Raw genomic sequence first — 16,246 nt, forward strand, 5'->3', positions numbered from 1 at the left:
TAAATTTATATATTATAGCCACCTAGAAGATGAAGAATGATGAAAATACGATCAATGAACTACTCTTGCAAGGGTTGCGAAATGGAGATCATTATGCATTTCATCAAATCTTCCAAAAGTTCCACAAAGCAATAGTATACTTCGCTAATAAGCTTTTATTTCCTGATACATATTCTGAAGCTGAGGAAATTGTACAGGATATATTTGTTAAGCTCTATGAAAAGAGATCTTCCTTTGAATCCTTTGAAAATATTAAGGCATTCCTTTATATCTCTACAAAAAATGCCTGTTTAGATAAAATAGCCAAAGAGAAAGTCAGATCAAATCGCTTTGAGAAATATATTCAGAACTTTAATGAATCGGAAGAAACCATCCTTCAACATATTATCGATGCAGAACTTATCAGCCAACTAGGAGCAGAAATAGACGCATTGCCTGAAAAATGTCGGATCATTATGAAGCAGTTTTTAGATGATGACAAAAACGCGAAAGAAATTGCTGATGATCTGGGAATAAGCATTAGTACTGTGAATAACCAAAAAGCAAGAGCAATATCTATCATAAAAAAACGCCTTGGCAGTGCGGGAATCGCCCTTTTACTATTTTATTTATAATTTTTTAAAATTTCTTTAGAGAAACCTATATCATTTTCCGTTTCTATTTAAAAAGCGGAATAATGGAGAGGAAAGATGTCTACATCAGTTTTGAAATTGGACGGATATTAAAAAAGATCGTTCAGGAACAACCATTAACTTTTAATGAGCACTCCCTATTGGATTCATGGATAAAAAAGGATGAAAGGAACAAAAGGTATTTGGAAGACCTAAAAAATGAAAACAATATCACTTTTTCAATTAAACAATTATTTACTACGAATTCAAATCTCCAATTCGAAATCATAGAGCAAAAGCTCCGAAAGAACAAAAGAATTAAACTCTTCCGGAAATTAAGCATAGCAGCGGGAATTATTTTATTTTTAAGTGCTGGACTATGGTTTGTTAATGACGATGAATACCTCAACAATACACAAGATAATGTTAGTATTGGCCATGAAATCCCGCCAGGTTCCAATAAAGCGACAATAATATTTTCAAATGGTAAAGAAATTGACCTGAAGGATCTTAACGGAATTAAAGTGTCTGAAAATGGCATAACTTATACAGATGGTAAATTAGTTAGTGCCATGCAAGATATTAGTGCAGCGGTGCTTAAAACACCCCGTGGCGGACAATACCATATCACCCTATCTGACGGAACTAAAGTTTGGTTAAACTCTGGTTCTTCACTGGAATACCCAATGGAATTCACTGGTAATAGAGAGGTGCGATTAAGTGGGGAAGCTTACTTTGAAGTCCACCATGATCCAAAACATCCTTTTCTTGTAAAGACAGATGTTCAACAGATAAAAGTTCTCGGAACTACATTTAATATTCGTGCCTATGATGACAAACAATACACAACTCTTGTACAAGGAAGTGTAGAGGTTAAAGCGAATGGCTCTACATCTACAATGAAAATGAAGCCAAATGAACAGGCTATAATAAATAATTATAGCCTTTCTATTCAAAAAGTTGATGCTTTGGATTTTGTCGCATGGAAACAAGGTTTAATAACATCTGGCAGTATTTCACTTTTTGACCTATCTAAGGAGATCGAGCGTTGGTGGGACATTGATTTTAAATTCTCACCAAATTTTAAAAATACTGAAAAAGCTTATTTAACGATCAGCAAAAAGGAGAACTTGTCTTCTGTTTTGAAGGTAATCGAAAAAACTTATGGTGTTACAGCCCAAATTCACGGAAAGGAGGTCGACATCAGATAAGAACGTTTCATATGTGTTTATGCCCGTAGTTCTTTAGAATATACCGTCCCGAGGTCCAGTCGGGACGGCTACGGGTTTTTAAAAATTAATAAAGCAATTTACTAACCCTAACTCAAATGTAATGAATAATACCATTATCGACAATGGTAATATGGTTTCTATTCCCCAATGGAAACACAAATACCTTGTCAAACCACCCAAACACAAACAAGCCATGAAAAACCTGATATTTTTTATATTAATTATTTTTCTGGCCTCCACAAAATTGACTGCACAGCGCATAACTGTTATCGAGAAGGATGTACCCTTTAAAACGGTTATAAGGCAAATTAACCAACAGTCCGGATATTCTTTCTCCATCAATGAAAGGCACATGAAAATCGCGAAGGATGTCACTATTTCCGCCAAAGACAAGGAATTAAAAACTGTATTGGATGAAATCTTTAGCGGACAACCCTTTGGCTATAGTATCGAAGGAAAAATAATAGTTTCTATAGATAGGGGAAAAGAAATTCAGTCAAAACAACCCGTTAAAAAAGAGGATAACCCAATCAGAGGGAAAGTAATGAACGAGAAAGGTGAACCTTTAGCCGGGGCTTCTCTTCGGATCAAAGGAACAAATATTGATTTTTCAACTGATGGAAACGGTATAGTGTTAATACCCGAAAAATTTGGAGAAGATATTCTACAAGTATCTTTTGTGGGCTATTCATCAATAGAAATTCCTGTTAGAAATGTAAACAATATCTTTTTGCACCTAAATGATAATACGATCGATATTGTTGATGTTGTTTCTACCGGATATCAGAATATTCCAAAAGAAAGAGCAACTGGTTCATTTGTTCAAATTGATAACCAATTATTAAACAGACGCGTAAGCCCAAATATTTTAGACCGTTTAGATGGTGTCACAAGTGGATTAATTTTTAATAAAATATCTGGCCCCATAGGCTTGAATCCACCGAATGAAAAGTTAGGAATAAGTATTAGAGGAAGGGTAACTATTGATGATAAGGTAAGTGCTGATCCGCTTGTAGTACTTGATAATTTTCCGTACGAAGGAGATATAAATAATATAAATCCAAATGACATTGAAAGCATCACAGTACTTAAAGATGCTGCTGCAGCTTCGATCTGGGGTTCGAGATCTGGAAATGGTGTCATTGTAATCACTACCAAAAAGGGAAAATTCAATCAACCTTTAAAGATTGATTTTAATTCAAATTTAACGGTAGGGGCAAAGCCGGATTTAAAATATTCAAGAAATTTCCTTAAATCCTCTGAATTTATTGATGTTGAAACGTTTCTTTTTAATAAGGGGTATTATGATCCCAATATAAACGACAACAATTACTACCCTGTAATATCACCAGTAGTTGAGCTTTTATCGAAGCAAAAAAACGATCCTTCAAATAAGAATATTACTGATCAAATAAATAGATTGAGAAATGTGGATGTTCGCGACCAAACAACCGAATATTTTTATCGTCCCAGCCTAAATCAACAATATTCATTGGGTTTTAGAGGAGGTTCGGAAAAAGCTATTTACTCACTTTCGATAGGATATGACAAAAACCGAAATACATTGTTTGGTTCCGGAAACAATAGGTTTACTATTAATTCGACAAATACATATCATCCAATTAAGAATTTGGAAATTACAGGTTCTGTATTATATACAAAGAGTGAGAATAAATTTGGATATCAATACACTTCGCCTTATCCATATATAAGATTTGTTGATGATGATAAAAATCCGTTAGCAGTACCATATGGCAAAAGAGACAGTTATCTTGAAGATACCCAAAATTTAGGCTTTTTGGATTGGAAATATAGGCCCATTCAAGAAAGAGACCTTTATGATACCAGAACTAAAACTGATAACATCCTTATAAGAGGCATTATGCGGTATAATTTCACTGATTTCTTCAATGCTGAAATTCAATATCAGCATGAAAATGAATTTGGAAATAATCGCGGTTATCGAAGTCCTGAAAGTTATGAAGCAAGAAATTTCGTTAATATGTACAGCCAACGTTCAACTGAAGGTTCATTTACATACCCTTTTCCAAAAGGAGGAATTCTCTACTTAACAGACAGAAAATTGTATTCTAATAACTTCAGAACACAGCTGAATTTTAATAAAGAATTTGGACAAAAGCACTTATTATCAGCAATTGCGGGAGCTGAGATAAGAGAAATAGTAAGTGAGAGTACTGATAAAGCTTTGTATGGCTACAATCATGAGTTTGGAACTTCTGTAACCAATTTAAATTATAATATTCCTTATCCAATCAACCCTTCGGCACTTGGATCAGCGGTTCTTCCGTCTCCTCTTGGGAAAATAATTGGTAATACAAATAGATATATATCATATTATGCTAACGGCGCTTACACGTATTTAGGTAAATATACTTTTTCGCTGAGTGGAAGAAAAGATGGGGCAAACATCTTTGGTGTGAAAACAAATGATAAAATGACACCACTTTGGTCAACAGGTGTTGCTTATGATATCAGCAAAGAATCGTTCTATAAATTTCCTTTAATACCTTATTTAAAACTAAGGGCATCATTTGGATATAATGGAAATGTATATAATGCCTCATCCTATTTGACGGCAACTTATGATGTGAGTCCAATCACTGGACTACCAATTGCCTACATCACGAGTGCTCCAAACGCAGAATTAAGATGGGAGAAAATTAGAAACAAAAATCTAGCTTTAGATTTTTCATCTAAAGGTAATCGCTTGAATGGTTCATTTGAAATTTATGATAAGTTGGGGACTGATCTTATCGAAGATGCCCTCTTAGCACATTCAACAGGGTTTTCTTCCTACAAAGGAAATGCAGCAACTGTTAAAACAAAGGGTTTCGATATTAATTTAAATTCAGTAAATCTTAATGGTAATTTTAAATGGAATACGACCTTTTTATTCAGCTACAATAAAGATAAAATAATATCTTATGACACAAAATATACTTCACAATATCTAACAAGTACAGGGTTTAATATTGATGGTCCTGCAAGATATGGATTATATATCCTTGAAGGAAATAGTCTTTTCGGAGTATATAGTTTTAAAACAGCGGGTCTTGATCCAACAAATGGAGACCCTCAAGGATATCTACATGGTGAAATAAGTAAAGACTACCTCAATATAATAACAAGTTCGAATACTGAAGATATTATATATCATGGTTCATCAAGACCAAGAAATTTTGGAGCATTACGTAACACTTTCTCTTTTAAAGGAATCTCTTTTTCAGCTAACTTTACGTATAAATTTGGATATTATTTTCGCCGAAGATCGACCCCATTAAACCTGTCAGACGTTGTAAGTAGCGGATATGCCAATCAAGAATTTATAGATAGATGGCAAGCACCAGGTGACGAAACCCACACGACAGTTCCCTCAGTGTTATATGAATTCAATTATAATCGCAATAATTTTTATCAAAGCTCCGAATCTCTTGTTGAGAAAGGAGATCATATAAGATTACAGGATATTAGCTTAAGTTATGATTTTAATAAAGAATTACTTAGAAATCTTCCGCTCTCCTCATTACAAATTTATAGTTATATAAATAACATTGGTATTGTATGGCGAGCAAATAAGAAAGGAATTGATCCGGATCTTAGTGAATATAACCTTTTCGGTTATAATTCCTGCCCAAATCCGACAACAGTTTCATTTGGAATTAGGACAACATTAAAATAGTGCAGTTATGAAAAATATTATAATTTATGCAATATGTACATTTATCCTTATCGGTTGTAAAAAGCAGGATGAATGGTTAGAGAAAAAATCAAATAAATCAGATATTATCCCATCTACCATTGAAGATTTTCAGGCTTTACTAGATAATACAGATGTGATGAGTACCAAATATCCAGCGATTGGATTAATTGGTGCGGACAATTCATATGTCTTAGATCAAACGGCAATTACATCAGGAACTTTGCAAGAGAGAAATGCTTACAAGTGGGCGAAAGATATTTACGAAGGAGAATTATTTGCGCCAGATTGGACTTATCCATATCAGGTCATTGAGTATTCAAATGTTGTATTGGAAGGTTTAGAAAAAATTAAGGATAAAAACAATAAAAGGATATCTGAAATTCGAGGTGCTGCACTATTTTTTAGGGCATTCGCTTATTATCAATTAGCACAATTATACTCAAAACAATATAACATAAATACAGCTAATACAGATTTAGGGCTTCCCCTTAAACTTAATTCGGATGTAAATGATTTACCAAATCGTTCAACATTACAGGAAACTTATGATAGAATTATTAATGATCTTTTAGAAGCTGAATCTTTACTTCCTTTGCAGGTTAATTTCAAAACTCGGCCTACAAAATTAGCAGCTGAAGGCATGCTTTCAAAAGTATATTTTAATATGCAAAATTATACTAAGGCTAAAGAATTCGCAGATATTGTCCTTTCTAAAAATTCAGAACTTATTGATTTCAACACCTTAAGTACAACTATGAATTTTCCTTTTCCTACAGTTCGAGACGTTAATCCGGAAATAATTTTTTATGCCGGAACGATAAATTACTCATTAAATAGCAGGCAGAATATGGCAGTATCTAAAGATTTAATCGAAAGTTATGAGCATAATGATCTACGTAAACAAGTATTTTACAAGTCTAATTCTAATGGTACAATAAATTTTGGCGGTCGTTATACAGGAGCTGGTGCACTTTTCAGCGGAATTGCTACAAATGAGATATTATTGATTAGATCAGAGTCATTAGCTAGATCAGGAAATTTAGGAGAAGCGATGAAAGATCTAAACAAACTACTTAAAGAAAGATGGAAAAAAGAAAATGGACTTACAACGTATACAAACAAAACCGTTTCTAACGCTATAGAAGCTCTAGCACTAATAATTTTAGAGCGTAGAAAGGAATTACCTTTTACTGGTAATATACGCTGGGAAGATCTCCGAAGATTAAATCTTGATGGCAATTACGCAAAAACCGTAACACGAAATGTAGGAGGACAGAATTATAGCTTGGAACCAAATAGTTCGAAATATGTCTTCCCTATACCTCCTGTTGAAATAAACCTTAATCCATTAACTCAAAATATTAGATAATGAAAATATTATTTACTTTAATATCTTTTTTTGCCGTTTTTAATATTGTCCACTCGCAATCAAATAAAAAGCTCAATAACGATCTACACTCATATTTTAAAGTTGTTTTAAATGAGGACAAAGTTGATGATAGTGTATTTTTAATATACCAAGACAACCAATGGGGAGATGTTAATGGTATTCCTAAAAGTGTGGTGAAGAATAAAATAGGGGAAAATCTAATAATCACTTTCAAAAATGATGACCCATTTATTTATGGCAATCTCACAATTGGAGAAGGGAATAATATTTTTAGCAGAAATATAATTGAACCTGGAGATAGTATAATTTTTACAGTAGAAAAAGGCAAAATAAGAATTGATGGGATCGGAAAAGAAAAATATCAGTTTGCATTAGAAGTAAAATGCCAATTTGAGACTCTTGATCAAAAATGGGCAGATTCTTTATCCAAAGTATTTGCGGGCTCAAATGATTTTACTGAATTTAATGTAAATATCATGAAGAGGGGATTAATAGAAAAAAGGCAAATTAACGAAGAAAAAAAGCAACTTATATTACATTTATTAGAAAAATACAAACCGCATTTATCTTCCAAAATTTATGATCTTCTAAAATTAGATTACCTTATTCAACTTGATGTTGAATACCTACAATTATTTAATGCAGATATAGGTTATGTTGTTTTTAAAAGGCAGGAAAACGTAGATTCAAGCTATATGATTCTTGATAGAATTTACAATGACTATTATAAAGATCAAAATATAAATACTAATGAAAATATTGCACGGTCCAGAAGTGTTGCGGAATTTCACTTAGAAAAACTACGAAATCATAAATTTCAGAATAAAGTATCTTTTAATTCTTTAAATGTTGTAAAGTATATTATTAATAATTACTCAGGTATTTTGAGAGATCGACTTCTTACTATTTATTTAATTAGAAAAAAGATCAATTCAAATAATGATTATTTAGCTGTTACAGATGCTCTTAAACAAATTAAAACTCCATACTGTAGAACAGTAGTTGAAAATTTGAAAGGTAATTCTGCACCTGGAAGTAAAGCATTTGAATTTTCATTAGTTGATTCTTTAGGACAAACAGTTAAACAAAGCGATTTTAAAGGAAAAGTAGTTTTATTGGATTTTTTCTTTACAGGTTGTGGAGGATGTAAGATTTTAAATAATCAGATGACAGATATTGTAAAGTATTATAATAACAATAGTAACATACAATTCATTAGTGTAAATGTGGATAAAGATAAGGAAAAATGGAAAAATTCACTTCGAACCTTAGAATATACACATAAAGGTAGTGTTGATCTATTTACGAATGGATTAGGTTCAAATGCAGAAATAATACGCCATTATAATATTGTTGGGTATCCCACATTAATTCTAATCGATAAGGAAGGAAAAATAATTAGTACTAAACCTCCTAGGCCATATGATGAAAAGCATAAATCTGAACTTATTCAATTGATTAATAGTGTTTTGTAAATCTTAAAATAAGAAATACAGCACCTATTAATTATGATTTTTTTTTAGAATAGAATTTAACGGGGGCAATTACCCCCGTTAACTTTAGCTTACTCCGAGATCCAAGAGGCATTTCTTTGATTTGGAGTGAAATTTGCGGGATCTGTATTGTTACCAGAAGGGTTGGTTTTTGTGTAGTCACAAATATTTTGTGATTGTTCACAATGTCCCGGGGGTAAAGTTGATTTCAGTACATAGGTTGAACCTTGTAAGACATATTCTCCTGCAACAGCTTTATTACTTGCTGTAAAAGCACTTCCAACGGCAAATATTACTGCCGCTCCTAATAATAATTTAAAATTTTTCATAATAAAAAGTTTTGTTTGTTGCTTACTCTGGTTTGAAGGTTTTCAGCATCCCCTCATTTGGATCTAATAATTTTAATTCACTTTTACTGATCTAAATTATTGTAAATGGGTACAAAAATTAGCTTTGATGAAAAAAGCATGAATGGTTACAGCCCGTTAGAAGTTTAAAATATTCTCATAAAGGGAGTTTAAATCTATATACTAATGGATATGGGCGAGAAGATGAGCTGATAATGCATTATAATGTTAAGGGATATCCAACAGTCTTGATTATAGATAAATTTGGAAAGCTCGCAAGTGTGAATCCTCCTAAGCCCTCTAATGAAAAAAATAAGATTGCATTAATTTAGTTAATAAACTCACTATTATAAATTTAAGGTGCTATTTATGATAGCACCTTAAATATGTTTTATTCTTCACCTTCAACCCATTGGGCATTTCTCGTATGAGGAGTGAAGTTATTTGGGTCCGTATTACTGCCAGATGGATTAATTTTTGTATAATCACAAGTTTGACTTGGCATTTCTCGGCATTCTCCGGCAGGTCGATTTGTTTTAAGCTCATAAGTGTTTGGAGCGATTAAAACATATTCTCCTGCATAAGCTTTGTTGCTTGCAGTAAAAGCACTTCCAACGGCAAATACTACTGCCGCACCTAATAATAATTTGAAATTTTTCATAATAAAAAAGTTTTGTTTTTTTGCTTACTCTAAATAGGTTTTCAGCTTCCCCTTAGTTTGGACCCAATAATTTTAATTCACTTATACTGATCTAAATTATTGTAGTTAGTTATATTGTAATTGCTCTATAGCGTTTTTCCTGTTTGCTCTGATGGCCAGAAAGGAAATTATAACAAAGAATAGATTAAAGAATAAATGTTGTGGCCAGGTTAGATTTTTTATGACCCCTCCACAGGAGCATGGAACGTAGTCGAATACTTTAAATAAAACTAATGCGGTGTAAACCGTAAATAACCCCATTAAAATACAAGAAGCGTACAATCCTATAAGTCTTGTCCTTTCAAATAAAAGCGTTAGCACAATTGATATTTCTGTTATCGGAATTAGCCACCTTAAAATAGGGGTTAAGTCGTTCGGAAATGGCTGATTATTCAGATCATATGTAAAACCTTTAAAATCTACAAACTTACTTACTGCAGTGTAAAGGAATAATATGACTAAAAGTACTACTACAACTTCCGTTAAAATTCTTTTCTTTTGCATGACAATGGTTTTTAGCTTTTATTTTCTCATTGCCGAAATCCTTAAGCCACCGTCATAATTTCAATATTAAATTTCAACCTGCTGTGAGAAATAATTCAAACAAATGTAGATGGGAAAAATCATACGATACAATATTTGAATGTCCAAATTCTAGAATAGATACATAAGAAAGCTTTATTTAAAGCAATTGTTTTCAATGTCACAATTCTAGAAAGCATAAAAAAAGACGGTAATTAATACCGCCATTATGTAATCTCACTTGCTTTTTTTCTTGCTTTTTTCAAATTCAAAAGAAGTTTTGCCAGTTTCATCCATTAAAATGAAGGCATTGAACTTATTTCCATTCCGACTTTTCATCCCTTTGATCAGCGATGTCTTTTTCTTTGTGATCAAATTCTCTATCTCCTTATCACTAAGTAATATTTCACAAACTGTTTTAAATTGAATCCATCCACAATTTTGATCAGGACATTTTACAACATAATCATTGAAAATTAAGTTATGGCTTTTGCATTTAGGACAATTTAAGGAAGGTGTATTGGAAACTATAGTGGTAGATAATAATTCCGAAGTAATAATTTTGGCATAGCCTTCCATGTCCTTCTGAAATAACTGAGGGTCAAGCTGGTTGTTTTCTATCTTTTGGAGCGCTAATTCCCATTCAGCTGTCATTGATACATCGGCTATTTTCTTTTCTTTAACCAAATCATAAACTTGAATTCCCTTTTGGGTAGGAATCAGGTTTTTTTTCTCCCGAACAATATAGTTCCGATCAAATAAAACTTCAATTATTGCTGCTCGTGTCGCAGGAGTACCAATACCGATGTTGTCAAGTGATTTGCGCGCTTCTTCGTCGTCAATCTGCTTACCGGCATTTTCCATTGCAGATAAAAGACCTGCTTCGGTGTAAAGGGAAGGGGGACGAGTTTTCTTTTCTAAAACACTGGATTTTTTAATATTTAATAAATCCGCTTCCTTTAATGTTGGGATATCCATTGAAACTTCTTCATCCTTATCATCATCATGAAAATGATTTTGTATTGCCCTCCAGCCTGGGTCAATTACCCTTGAACCCTTCAAATTAAACTCGTAATGGAGAGATTCAAGTTTAATATCTGTCACTTCTTTGGTGCATTGATACGATATAGCTTCAAGAAGCCGAACTGCTATCATATCATATATCGCATTTTCCTTTACTGAAAGAGCGGAGGGAATCTTATCGGTTATTAACAGAGCATGGTGATCCGTTACTTTAAGATCATTGACAATTCTCTTATTAAAACGTCCCCATTTGACATTGTTAATCTTTTCCTTAAAACCCTCTTTTTTTTCTAAAGCTCGAACTAAGTTCGGAATCTCTGGCCAGATATCGTTGGAGATATACTTACTTCCGGTTCTTGGATAAGTTATGAATTTCTTCTCATATAAACTCTGCGCAATAGATAGAGTTTCCTCCGCCGTAAGGTCAAGTTTCTTATTTCCTTCCTTTTGAAGTGAAGTAAGGTCAAATAGTAAAGGAGGTTGCTCATTTGAGTTTCTGGAAGTAACGGAAATTACCGTTGAAGTTCCTTGGCGTTCAATAGACTTTAATACGTCGGTTGCTTTTTCCTTAACCTTCCATTTTTCTTTAGATAATGCATGGAAATTGATGCCGTCTTTTATATAGTTAAGCTCGATTTGCCAATAAGTTTCAACCTTGAAATTTTTATTTTCATTATATCTTTTACATATTAAACTTAGAGTCGGAGTTTGAACCCTACCCAATGAATAAACTCCGTTTCCTGCCTGCAAAGAAAGAGCTTGTGTTGAATTAATACCCACTAACCAATCTGCTCGGCTTCTAGCTTGGGCGGCAAAGTACAATCCATCAAAATCGTGCCCTGGTTTTAAAGAGGAAAAACCTTGCTGGATCGCTTTTTCTGTTAGTGAACTTATCCAAAGGCGCTGGAAAGGCTTTTTACAATTTAAATAACTATATATTAACCTAAAAATAAGTTCACCTTCTCTTCCAGCATCAGTTGCGACGATTATGCTATCACTTTTGCTAAAGATGTCTTCAATAATTTTTAATTGCTTACACGCTCCCGGATCGTCCAGATAACCTTTATCTTTCTTAACTTTTCTTATTGTCAATATGAATGGATTTGGTAATATCGGAAGATTATCTCTCTTGAATCCAATAATTCCATAATCTATGGGCATGGCCAATGAAATTAAATGTCCAATTGCCCAGGTAATATAATATCCATTACCTTTTAGATAACCATCATGTTTTTCAGTTGCTCCTAAAATAGCTGCTATTTCACGAGCAACACTTGGTTTTTCTGCTATAACTGCTTTCATATTTTTGGATTTTACGATACTTTTCTACCTCTCTTTTTAGGTGGATTAGAGATTGTATTTTGTTTATCCTGCTCTTTTTTATTGCGAGGTACATTTTGACCCGATTCTAACGGCTTTTTAATATTTTTTGTCGCCTCATTGGTTTTACCGTCATTGTTTACGGCTGTTTGGGTTTTATGAGTCTCAGCCGGAGTAGCTTTGTTCTTCAGTCTATTTGGATTTTTAAAATCAAAATCGAGTTTCCCAGTTTCTTTGTTAAGCCAAACATATCCAGGATATTCTTTTCCTAATCCATCTTTAAAATCAGGGATATAAACTATTTCGCCTTTTGAAATCTTATTGTATTGATCAACAGTAAATTCTTTTCTTCTGAATTTTGTTGGCAGTTCATCCGTTTGACTTTGGGTTTGTTCTTGATTTTGAGTTTTTGAATTTTCTTTAGGAAATTTAAACTCAATATGTCCTTTAAACGCATTAAATTGAATTTCTCCTTTAAACAATGTATTGCGCTTCGAAAGCATTCCTTCAAGATGTATTGACTTGCCTTCCTGTAGGTCATTTTTTTGTTCTGGTGAAAGAGTTACTCCTTTGATCACATCATCAATTTGTATGTTTGCCGTTGAATAGGCAACTATTTGGTTTGTATGATGGTCAAGGCTTATTAAATGAGGTAAATGAGTTTTACCGTCTTCCGTCAGATTAACAACTCGGCCCATATTGCCTTTTTCTAACAGGTTAGCCTTGTCTTCCTCGGTAAACTGGTGACCAAAAAATGGTTTATCCAATTCAACTTCGTTTTTCTTTGGAATCATGTTAAAAACGGCTTTACCATTTTTACCCATTTCAAGCCAGAGTTTACCCTCTGTATCAAGATTTTGATTTCCTACCTTTACAGATATTGGAAGCATCTCAGCAGTTTTAAATCCTTTTAAAAGCGAATCAAGCAGGTTAAGTTTTTCAAAATCTTCACGTTTCCACCCAAAATTTTGAAGACTCTTCCAATCAATTTTGTCTACCGAATAGCGATTGCTATTTTCAGTTTTGTTTTGTTCTTGTGCCATAGTAATGTTATTATTATTTGTATTTAATATATCTTTAAGACCTTTCAGTAGATCTTTACCTTCAAGTTTTGCAGAATCAATAAACTGTTGCATTTTTTTAGCGATTGCAACTGCAGCCTGTATGGGAACTTTAAAAAAGTTGAACCGAGTAGGATTGCCTATTTGACTAAAAAAGTTCCTCAAAAAGTTAGAGAGCATGTCCTCATTTTTATTGAGTTTTAAAAATGAATTTTCTTTTCTCTTTGAAGGCTTAGTAGTTTCAAGTTCATCCTTTTCATCTGTTTTTTTTCCAGGTTTTTTCTTGCTACCTTTTACTGCTAAGATCTTGTTCGTTTCAGTATTATGTACTAAAAGAGTATCCATCAAATCAGTTGATGATTTTTCTTGATCGGATTTTTGCTTTTGGAATTGATTATCGCTCATAACATTAAATATTTCTTAAATCTTAGATCAAGGTATTTTATATATTAATAGAAGTTTAAAAGTTGGAATTTGTAGGACCTATTTGTCTTTCATTTTCTTTATGCGTTTAGTAGGTGTATTAAAACTATCACGAATAAACTGATGTACATCTGACAATTTATAATAGAGCTTTCCACTTATAGTATAATAGAGTAATTTTCCTTCTGACCTGTACCTTTGTAATGAACGATTACTAATTTTCAGCATTTGGAGAAGATCTTGGTTGTCCAGTAATTCCTCACCGTCTATGGCATTTCTATTTTTTTTAATTTCTCTAACACTTTCTGAAATTAAATCGAACCGGTCCATGATTCGTTCCATCCACGCTATAAATTCTAATTTGTCTATATTCATAACATTGCGTTTTAATTATTTTCTGTTATTGAAGGTATTTAGCCTAAGCCATAGTAATTTTAAACTTGTACCTGCATACCTATTAATTCCTTCAGTTTCATTATGAGCACAGCGAAGCAATGCTTTGCAAAAGTTTTATCCTTATCAGCAAAACAAAATTGGAAAGTTTGGGTGGAACGCTTTTCCGATAGGTGTCTATCAAAAAGGCATATTTTTATTTTTTTAAAAAAAAATGTTAAGTTGCTGATATTATGGCGTTTGATATAGAATTATATTTATTCCGATCTTTTTCTTATTAGATTTACCCATATACACATATAGGCTAAAGTGAAAAAAAAAACAGCACCCGAGGCGCTGTCATATTGGTAATGTATATTTTGTTATTAGAATTGCTAAAATGAATCTTCTTTATCCATATATTCTTCTAAACTATATTTTAGCTGATCAATGAATAGTGTTCTAGATCCTGATCGGGTTTTCATTCGGTGAAAACTATTATGTAAATCATTAAGAGAAATATGGAATATGATTTGAAATACACCGCTAATTTTACGGATACCTAGCTTTCCATGAGAAATAGCATCCACTGCATGAAGGGCATATATTAATTCGATCAGTGCATTTTTTGTTTGCGTCCAAAGAATATCTTTTGTTTCAGCAAGCTGCAATAGAACATCATTGTTATCTTCTGGATTAAGTCTCTGTTGTATATAGCTATATAACAGATCATCAGCTTGGATATGAGCTACCTTATAGTCGTAATAAGTAGAAAAATGTTGGTCAATCTCAAAAACATAACTATTTAAACCCTCCATAATATCAATTTGACCTAGTCTAAAGTACTTTTCATCTAGGTCAGTACGCCCAGATTTGACGTATCGATAGAAATCCGAATCAATAAAAAATTCCTTAAATTCTTTGTTCAACTTTTCTTGTTCCTCCTGAAAGTATCTGGTATAAATTTCTCCTCCTTTAGCAGGACAGGAGGTTTCAATTCTGTAAACTTTATTGTAATAGATTAGCTTTCCAAGAATTTGCGGTTTTATATTCTTAAAAAAATTGATTTCTTCTTCTTTGTTCAAAAATCCCTTTTCAGAAACAATATCTTTTGCTTCATTCAGAAGCCCACTTAAAATATTCGTCATTTGATACGCTTCCTCTATTACTTTTTCTTTGTTTAGCGTAATATTTTGCTCTTGAATTTCAATACGTTTTACTATAGTGTCATAAATTGATTGTATCATGGTAAAAATATATTAGAAAGGTTCTCATTATCAGGTCCAGTGATATCAGCAGTCTTAAAAATATAATATTTTTTCCCTTTTCAGCGATTTATCTTATTAACCTACTAATTATTCATTATATAATTATATTATTATTAAACTCCTACTAATGTCTCAGTTTTATTAGTAATTTTTTAAATGTTTATAATTTGATTGTAAAGCAATTTAAATTAATGTATGGTATAATTAGTTGCTGTTTAATATTTGGACGAGATCAATCAATTTTCGTATGCGATGGTCAATATTTTTGATTTCATTTACCGTTGAATTGAATATTGCCAATAGGGAAAATTCAATATTTGTATTCAAAATAAATAATCCTTCCAATTTTATGGAAGGATTACTGCTCGCTAACACTAATACCATTTTTTCTTTTCCATATTCTTTATATAATCATTGCCCTTTTCGTTTATGTCAGCCAGAGAACTTTTTTTCCCTTCCTGAATCCATTCTAAAAGTTCGGCTTTTAAAAAATGAAGTCTATTTCCTTTTTTGTAAAATGGAACCTCACGGAGACTGACTTTTGAGTAAAGAGTAGGGAGTGAAATTTTTAGAATTTTGCATGCTTCCATTGCTCCTATAAATTCAATGTCGGTAAGTTCGTTTTGTATTCGATCCAACAAAATTTCTTCAATTTTATCTAGTCTATCTTCAATTCTTTTAAGGATGTTTGGAATCTGATCAAAAGTGTATTTCATATCTTTTTTTTCCAATTTTATGAAGGTTTTATCTTGTATTTTTTATT

13 protein-coding genes are annotated in these 16,246 nt (G+C 32.5%); 5 read left to right on the forward strand and 8 right to left on the reverse strand.

Annotated elements, in window-relative coordinates; translation table 11 throughout:
- The first annotated feature begins 29 nt into the window (after positions 1 to 29).
- The 5 genes from ACMGDK_RS09875 (at position 30) to ACMGDK_RS09895 (ending at position 8,429) form a co-directional block, all read left to right on the forward strand.
- Positions 30 to 614: an RNA polymerase sigma factor gene (locus tag ACMGDK_RS09875; protein ID WP_436807795.1), complete on the forward strand. Its 585-nt coding sequence runs from the start codon at positions 30 to 32 to the stop codon at positions 612 to 614.
- 62 nt (positions 615 to 676) lie between these two features.
- Positions 677 to 1,822, forward strand: a complete 1,146-nt coding sequence (locus ACMGDK_RS09880) for a FecR family protein (RefSeq protein ID WP_436807796.1) — start codon at positions 677 to 679, stop codon at positions 1,820 to 1,822.
- Between the two features lie 121 nt (positions 1,823 to 1,943).
- Positions 1,944 to 5,543 (forward strand): SusC/RagA family TonB-linked outer membrane protein, encoded by a 3,600-nt coding sequence (locus ACMGDK_RS09885; protein ID WP_436807797.1) that lies wholly within the window; start codon positions 1,944 to 1,946, stop codon positions 5,541 to 5,543.
- Between the two features lie 7 nt (positions 5,544 to 5,550).
- Positions 5,551 to 6,933 (forward strand): RagB/SusD family nutrient uptake outer membrane protein, encoded by a 1,383-nt coding sequence (locus tag ACMGDK_RS09890; protein ID WP_436807798.1) that lies wholly within the window; start codon positions 5,551 to 5,553, stop codon positions 6,931 to 6,933.
- Positions 6,933 to 8,429, forward strand: a complete 1,497-nt coding sequence (locus ACMGDK_RS09895; RefSeq protein WP_436807799.1) for a TlpA family protein disulfide reductase — start codon at positions 6,933 to 6,935, stop codon at positions 8,427 to 8,429. The genes ACMGDK_RS09890 and ACMGDK_RS09895 overlap by 1 nt, the downstream gene beginning before the upstream one ends.
- Positions 8,430 to 8,518: 89 nt before the next feature.
- On the opposite strand, the gene ACMGDK_RS09900 is transcribed toward ACMGDK_RS09895, so the two are convergent.
- The 8 genes from ACMGDK_RS09900 to ACMGDK_RS09935 all read right to left on the reverse strand — a co-directional run bounded on the left by ACMGDK_RS09900 (position 8,519) and on the right by ACMGDK_RS09935 (position 16,214).
- Positions 8,519 to 8,776, reverse strand: coding sequence for a DUF6520 family protein (locus tag ACMGDK_RS09900; RefSeq protein WP_436807800.1), 258 nt, complete (start codon positions 8,774 to 8,776; stop codon positions 8,519 to 8,521).
- A 409-nt stretch (positions 8,777 to 9,185) separates the two neighbouring features.
- On the reverse strand, positions 9,186 to 9,455 hold the full coding sequence (locus ACMGDK_RS09905) for a DUF6520 family protein (RefSeq protein WP_436807801.1): 270 nt from the start codon (positions 9,453 to 9,455) through the stop codon (positions 9,186 to 9,188).
- A 105-nt stretch (positions 9,456 to 9,560) separates the two neighbouring features.
- Positions 9,561 to 9,998, reverse strand: a complete 438-nt coding sequence (locus tag ACMGDK_RS09910) for a MauE/DoxX family redox-associated membrane protein (protein WP_436807802.1) — start codon at positions 9,996 to 9,998, stop codon at positions 9,561 to 9,563.
- A gap of 255 nt (positions 9,999 to 10,253) precedes the next feature.
- Positions 10,254 to 12,341, reverse strand: coding sequence for a type IA DNA topoisomerase (locus ACMGDK_RS09915; RefSeq protein WP_436807803.1), 2,088 nt, complete (start codon positions 12,339 to 12,341; stop codon positions 10,254 to 10,256).
- Positions 12,342 to 12,352: 11 nt separating this feature from the next.
- The gene (locus ACMGDK_RS09920) at positions 12,353 to 13,825 is read right to left on the reverse strand and encodes a DUF3945 domain-containing protein (protein WP_436807804.1); all 1,473 of its coding nucleotides are present in this window, start codon (positions 13,823 to 13,825) and stop codon (positions 12,353 to 12,355) included.
- Positions 13,826 to 13,903: 78 nt separating this feature from the next.
- Positions 13,904 to 14,218 carry a helix-turn-helix domain-containing protein gene (locus ACMGDK_RS09925; RefSeq protein ID WP_436807805.1) on the reverse strand — a complete coding sequence of 105 codons (315 nt, stop codon included), beginning with the start codon at positions 14,216 to 14,218 and terminating at the stop codon, positions 13,904 to 13,906.
- A gap of 392 nt (positions 14,219 to 14,610) precedes the next feature.
- Positions 14,611 to 15,462, reverse strand: coding sequence for an RteC domain-containing protein (locus tag ACMGDK_RS09930; RefSeq protein WP_436807806.1), 852 nt, complete (start codon positions 15,460 to 15,462; stop codon positions 14,611 to 14,613).
- Positions 15,463 to 15,857: 395 nt separating this feature from the next.
- Entirely contained in the window at positions 15,858 to 16,214 is a 357-nt protein-coding gene (locus ACMGDK_RS09935; protein ID WP_436807807.1) for a helix-turn-helix domain-containing protein, read from the reverse strand.
- Positions 16,215 to 16,246: the final 32 nt, after the last annotated feature.

It is taken from the genome of Chryseobacterium hilariae (genome assembly GCF_051400735.1).
Taxonomy (GTDB): Bacteria; Bacteroidota; Bacteroidia; order Flavobacteriales; family Weeksellaceae; genus Chryseobacterium.

Bases quoted from the DNA above. Each gene is read 5' to 3' on its own strand.
- ACMGDK_RS09875 (WP_436807795.1), top strand. From the start codon at position 30: ATGAAGAATGATGAAAATACGATCAATGAACTACTCTTGCAAGGGTTG.
- ACMGDK_RS09880 (WP_436807796.1), top strand. From the start codon at position 677: ATGGAGAGGAAAGATGTCTACATCAGTTTTGAAATTGGACGGATATTA.
- ACMGDK_RS09885 (WP_436807797.1), top strand. From the start codon at position 1,944: ATGAATAATACCATTATCGACAATGGTAATATGGTTTCTATTCCCCAA.
- ACMGDK_RS09890 (WP_436807798.1), top strand. From the start codon at position 5,551: ATGAAAAATATTATAATTTATGCAATATGTACATTTATCCTTATCGGT.
- ACMGDK_RS09895 (WP_436807799.1), top strand. From the start codon at position 6,933: ATGAAAATATTATTTACTTTAATATCTTTTTTTGCCGTTTTTAATATT.
- ACMGDK_RS09900 (WP_436807800.1), bottom strand. From the start codon at position 8,776: ATGAAAAATTTTAAATTATTATTAGGAGCGGCAGTAATATTTGCCGTT.
- ACMGDK_RS09905 (WP_436807801.1), bottom strand. From the start codon at position 9,455: ATGAAAAATTTCAAATTATTATTAGGTGCGGCAGTAGTATTTGCCGTT.
- ACMGDK_RS09910 (WP_436807802.1), bottom strand. From the start codon at position 9,998: ATGCAAAAGAAAAGAATTTTAACGGAAGTTGTAGTAGTACTTTTAGTC.
- ACMGDK_RS09915 (WP_436807803.1), bottom strand. From the start codon at position 12,341: ATGAAAGCAGTTATAGCAGAAAAACCAAGTGTTGCTCGTGAAATAGCA.
- ACMGDK_RS09920 (WP_436807804.1), bottom strand. From the start codon at position 13,825: ATGAGCGATAATCAATTCCAAAAGCAAAAATCCGATCAAGAAAAATCA.
- ACMGDK_RS09925 (WP_436807805.1), bottom strand. From the start codon at position 14,218: ATGAATATAGACAAATTAGAATTTATAGCGTGGATGGAACGAATCATG.
- ACMGDK_RS09930 (WP_436807806.1), bottom strand. From the start codon at position 15,462: ATGATACAATCAATTTATGACACTATAGTAAAACGTATTGAAATTCAA.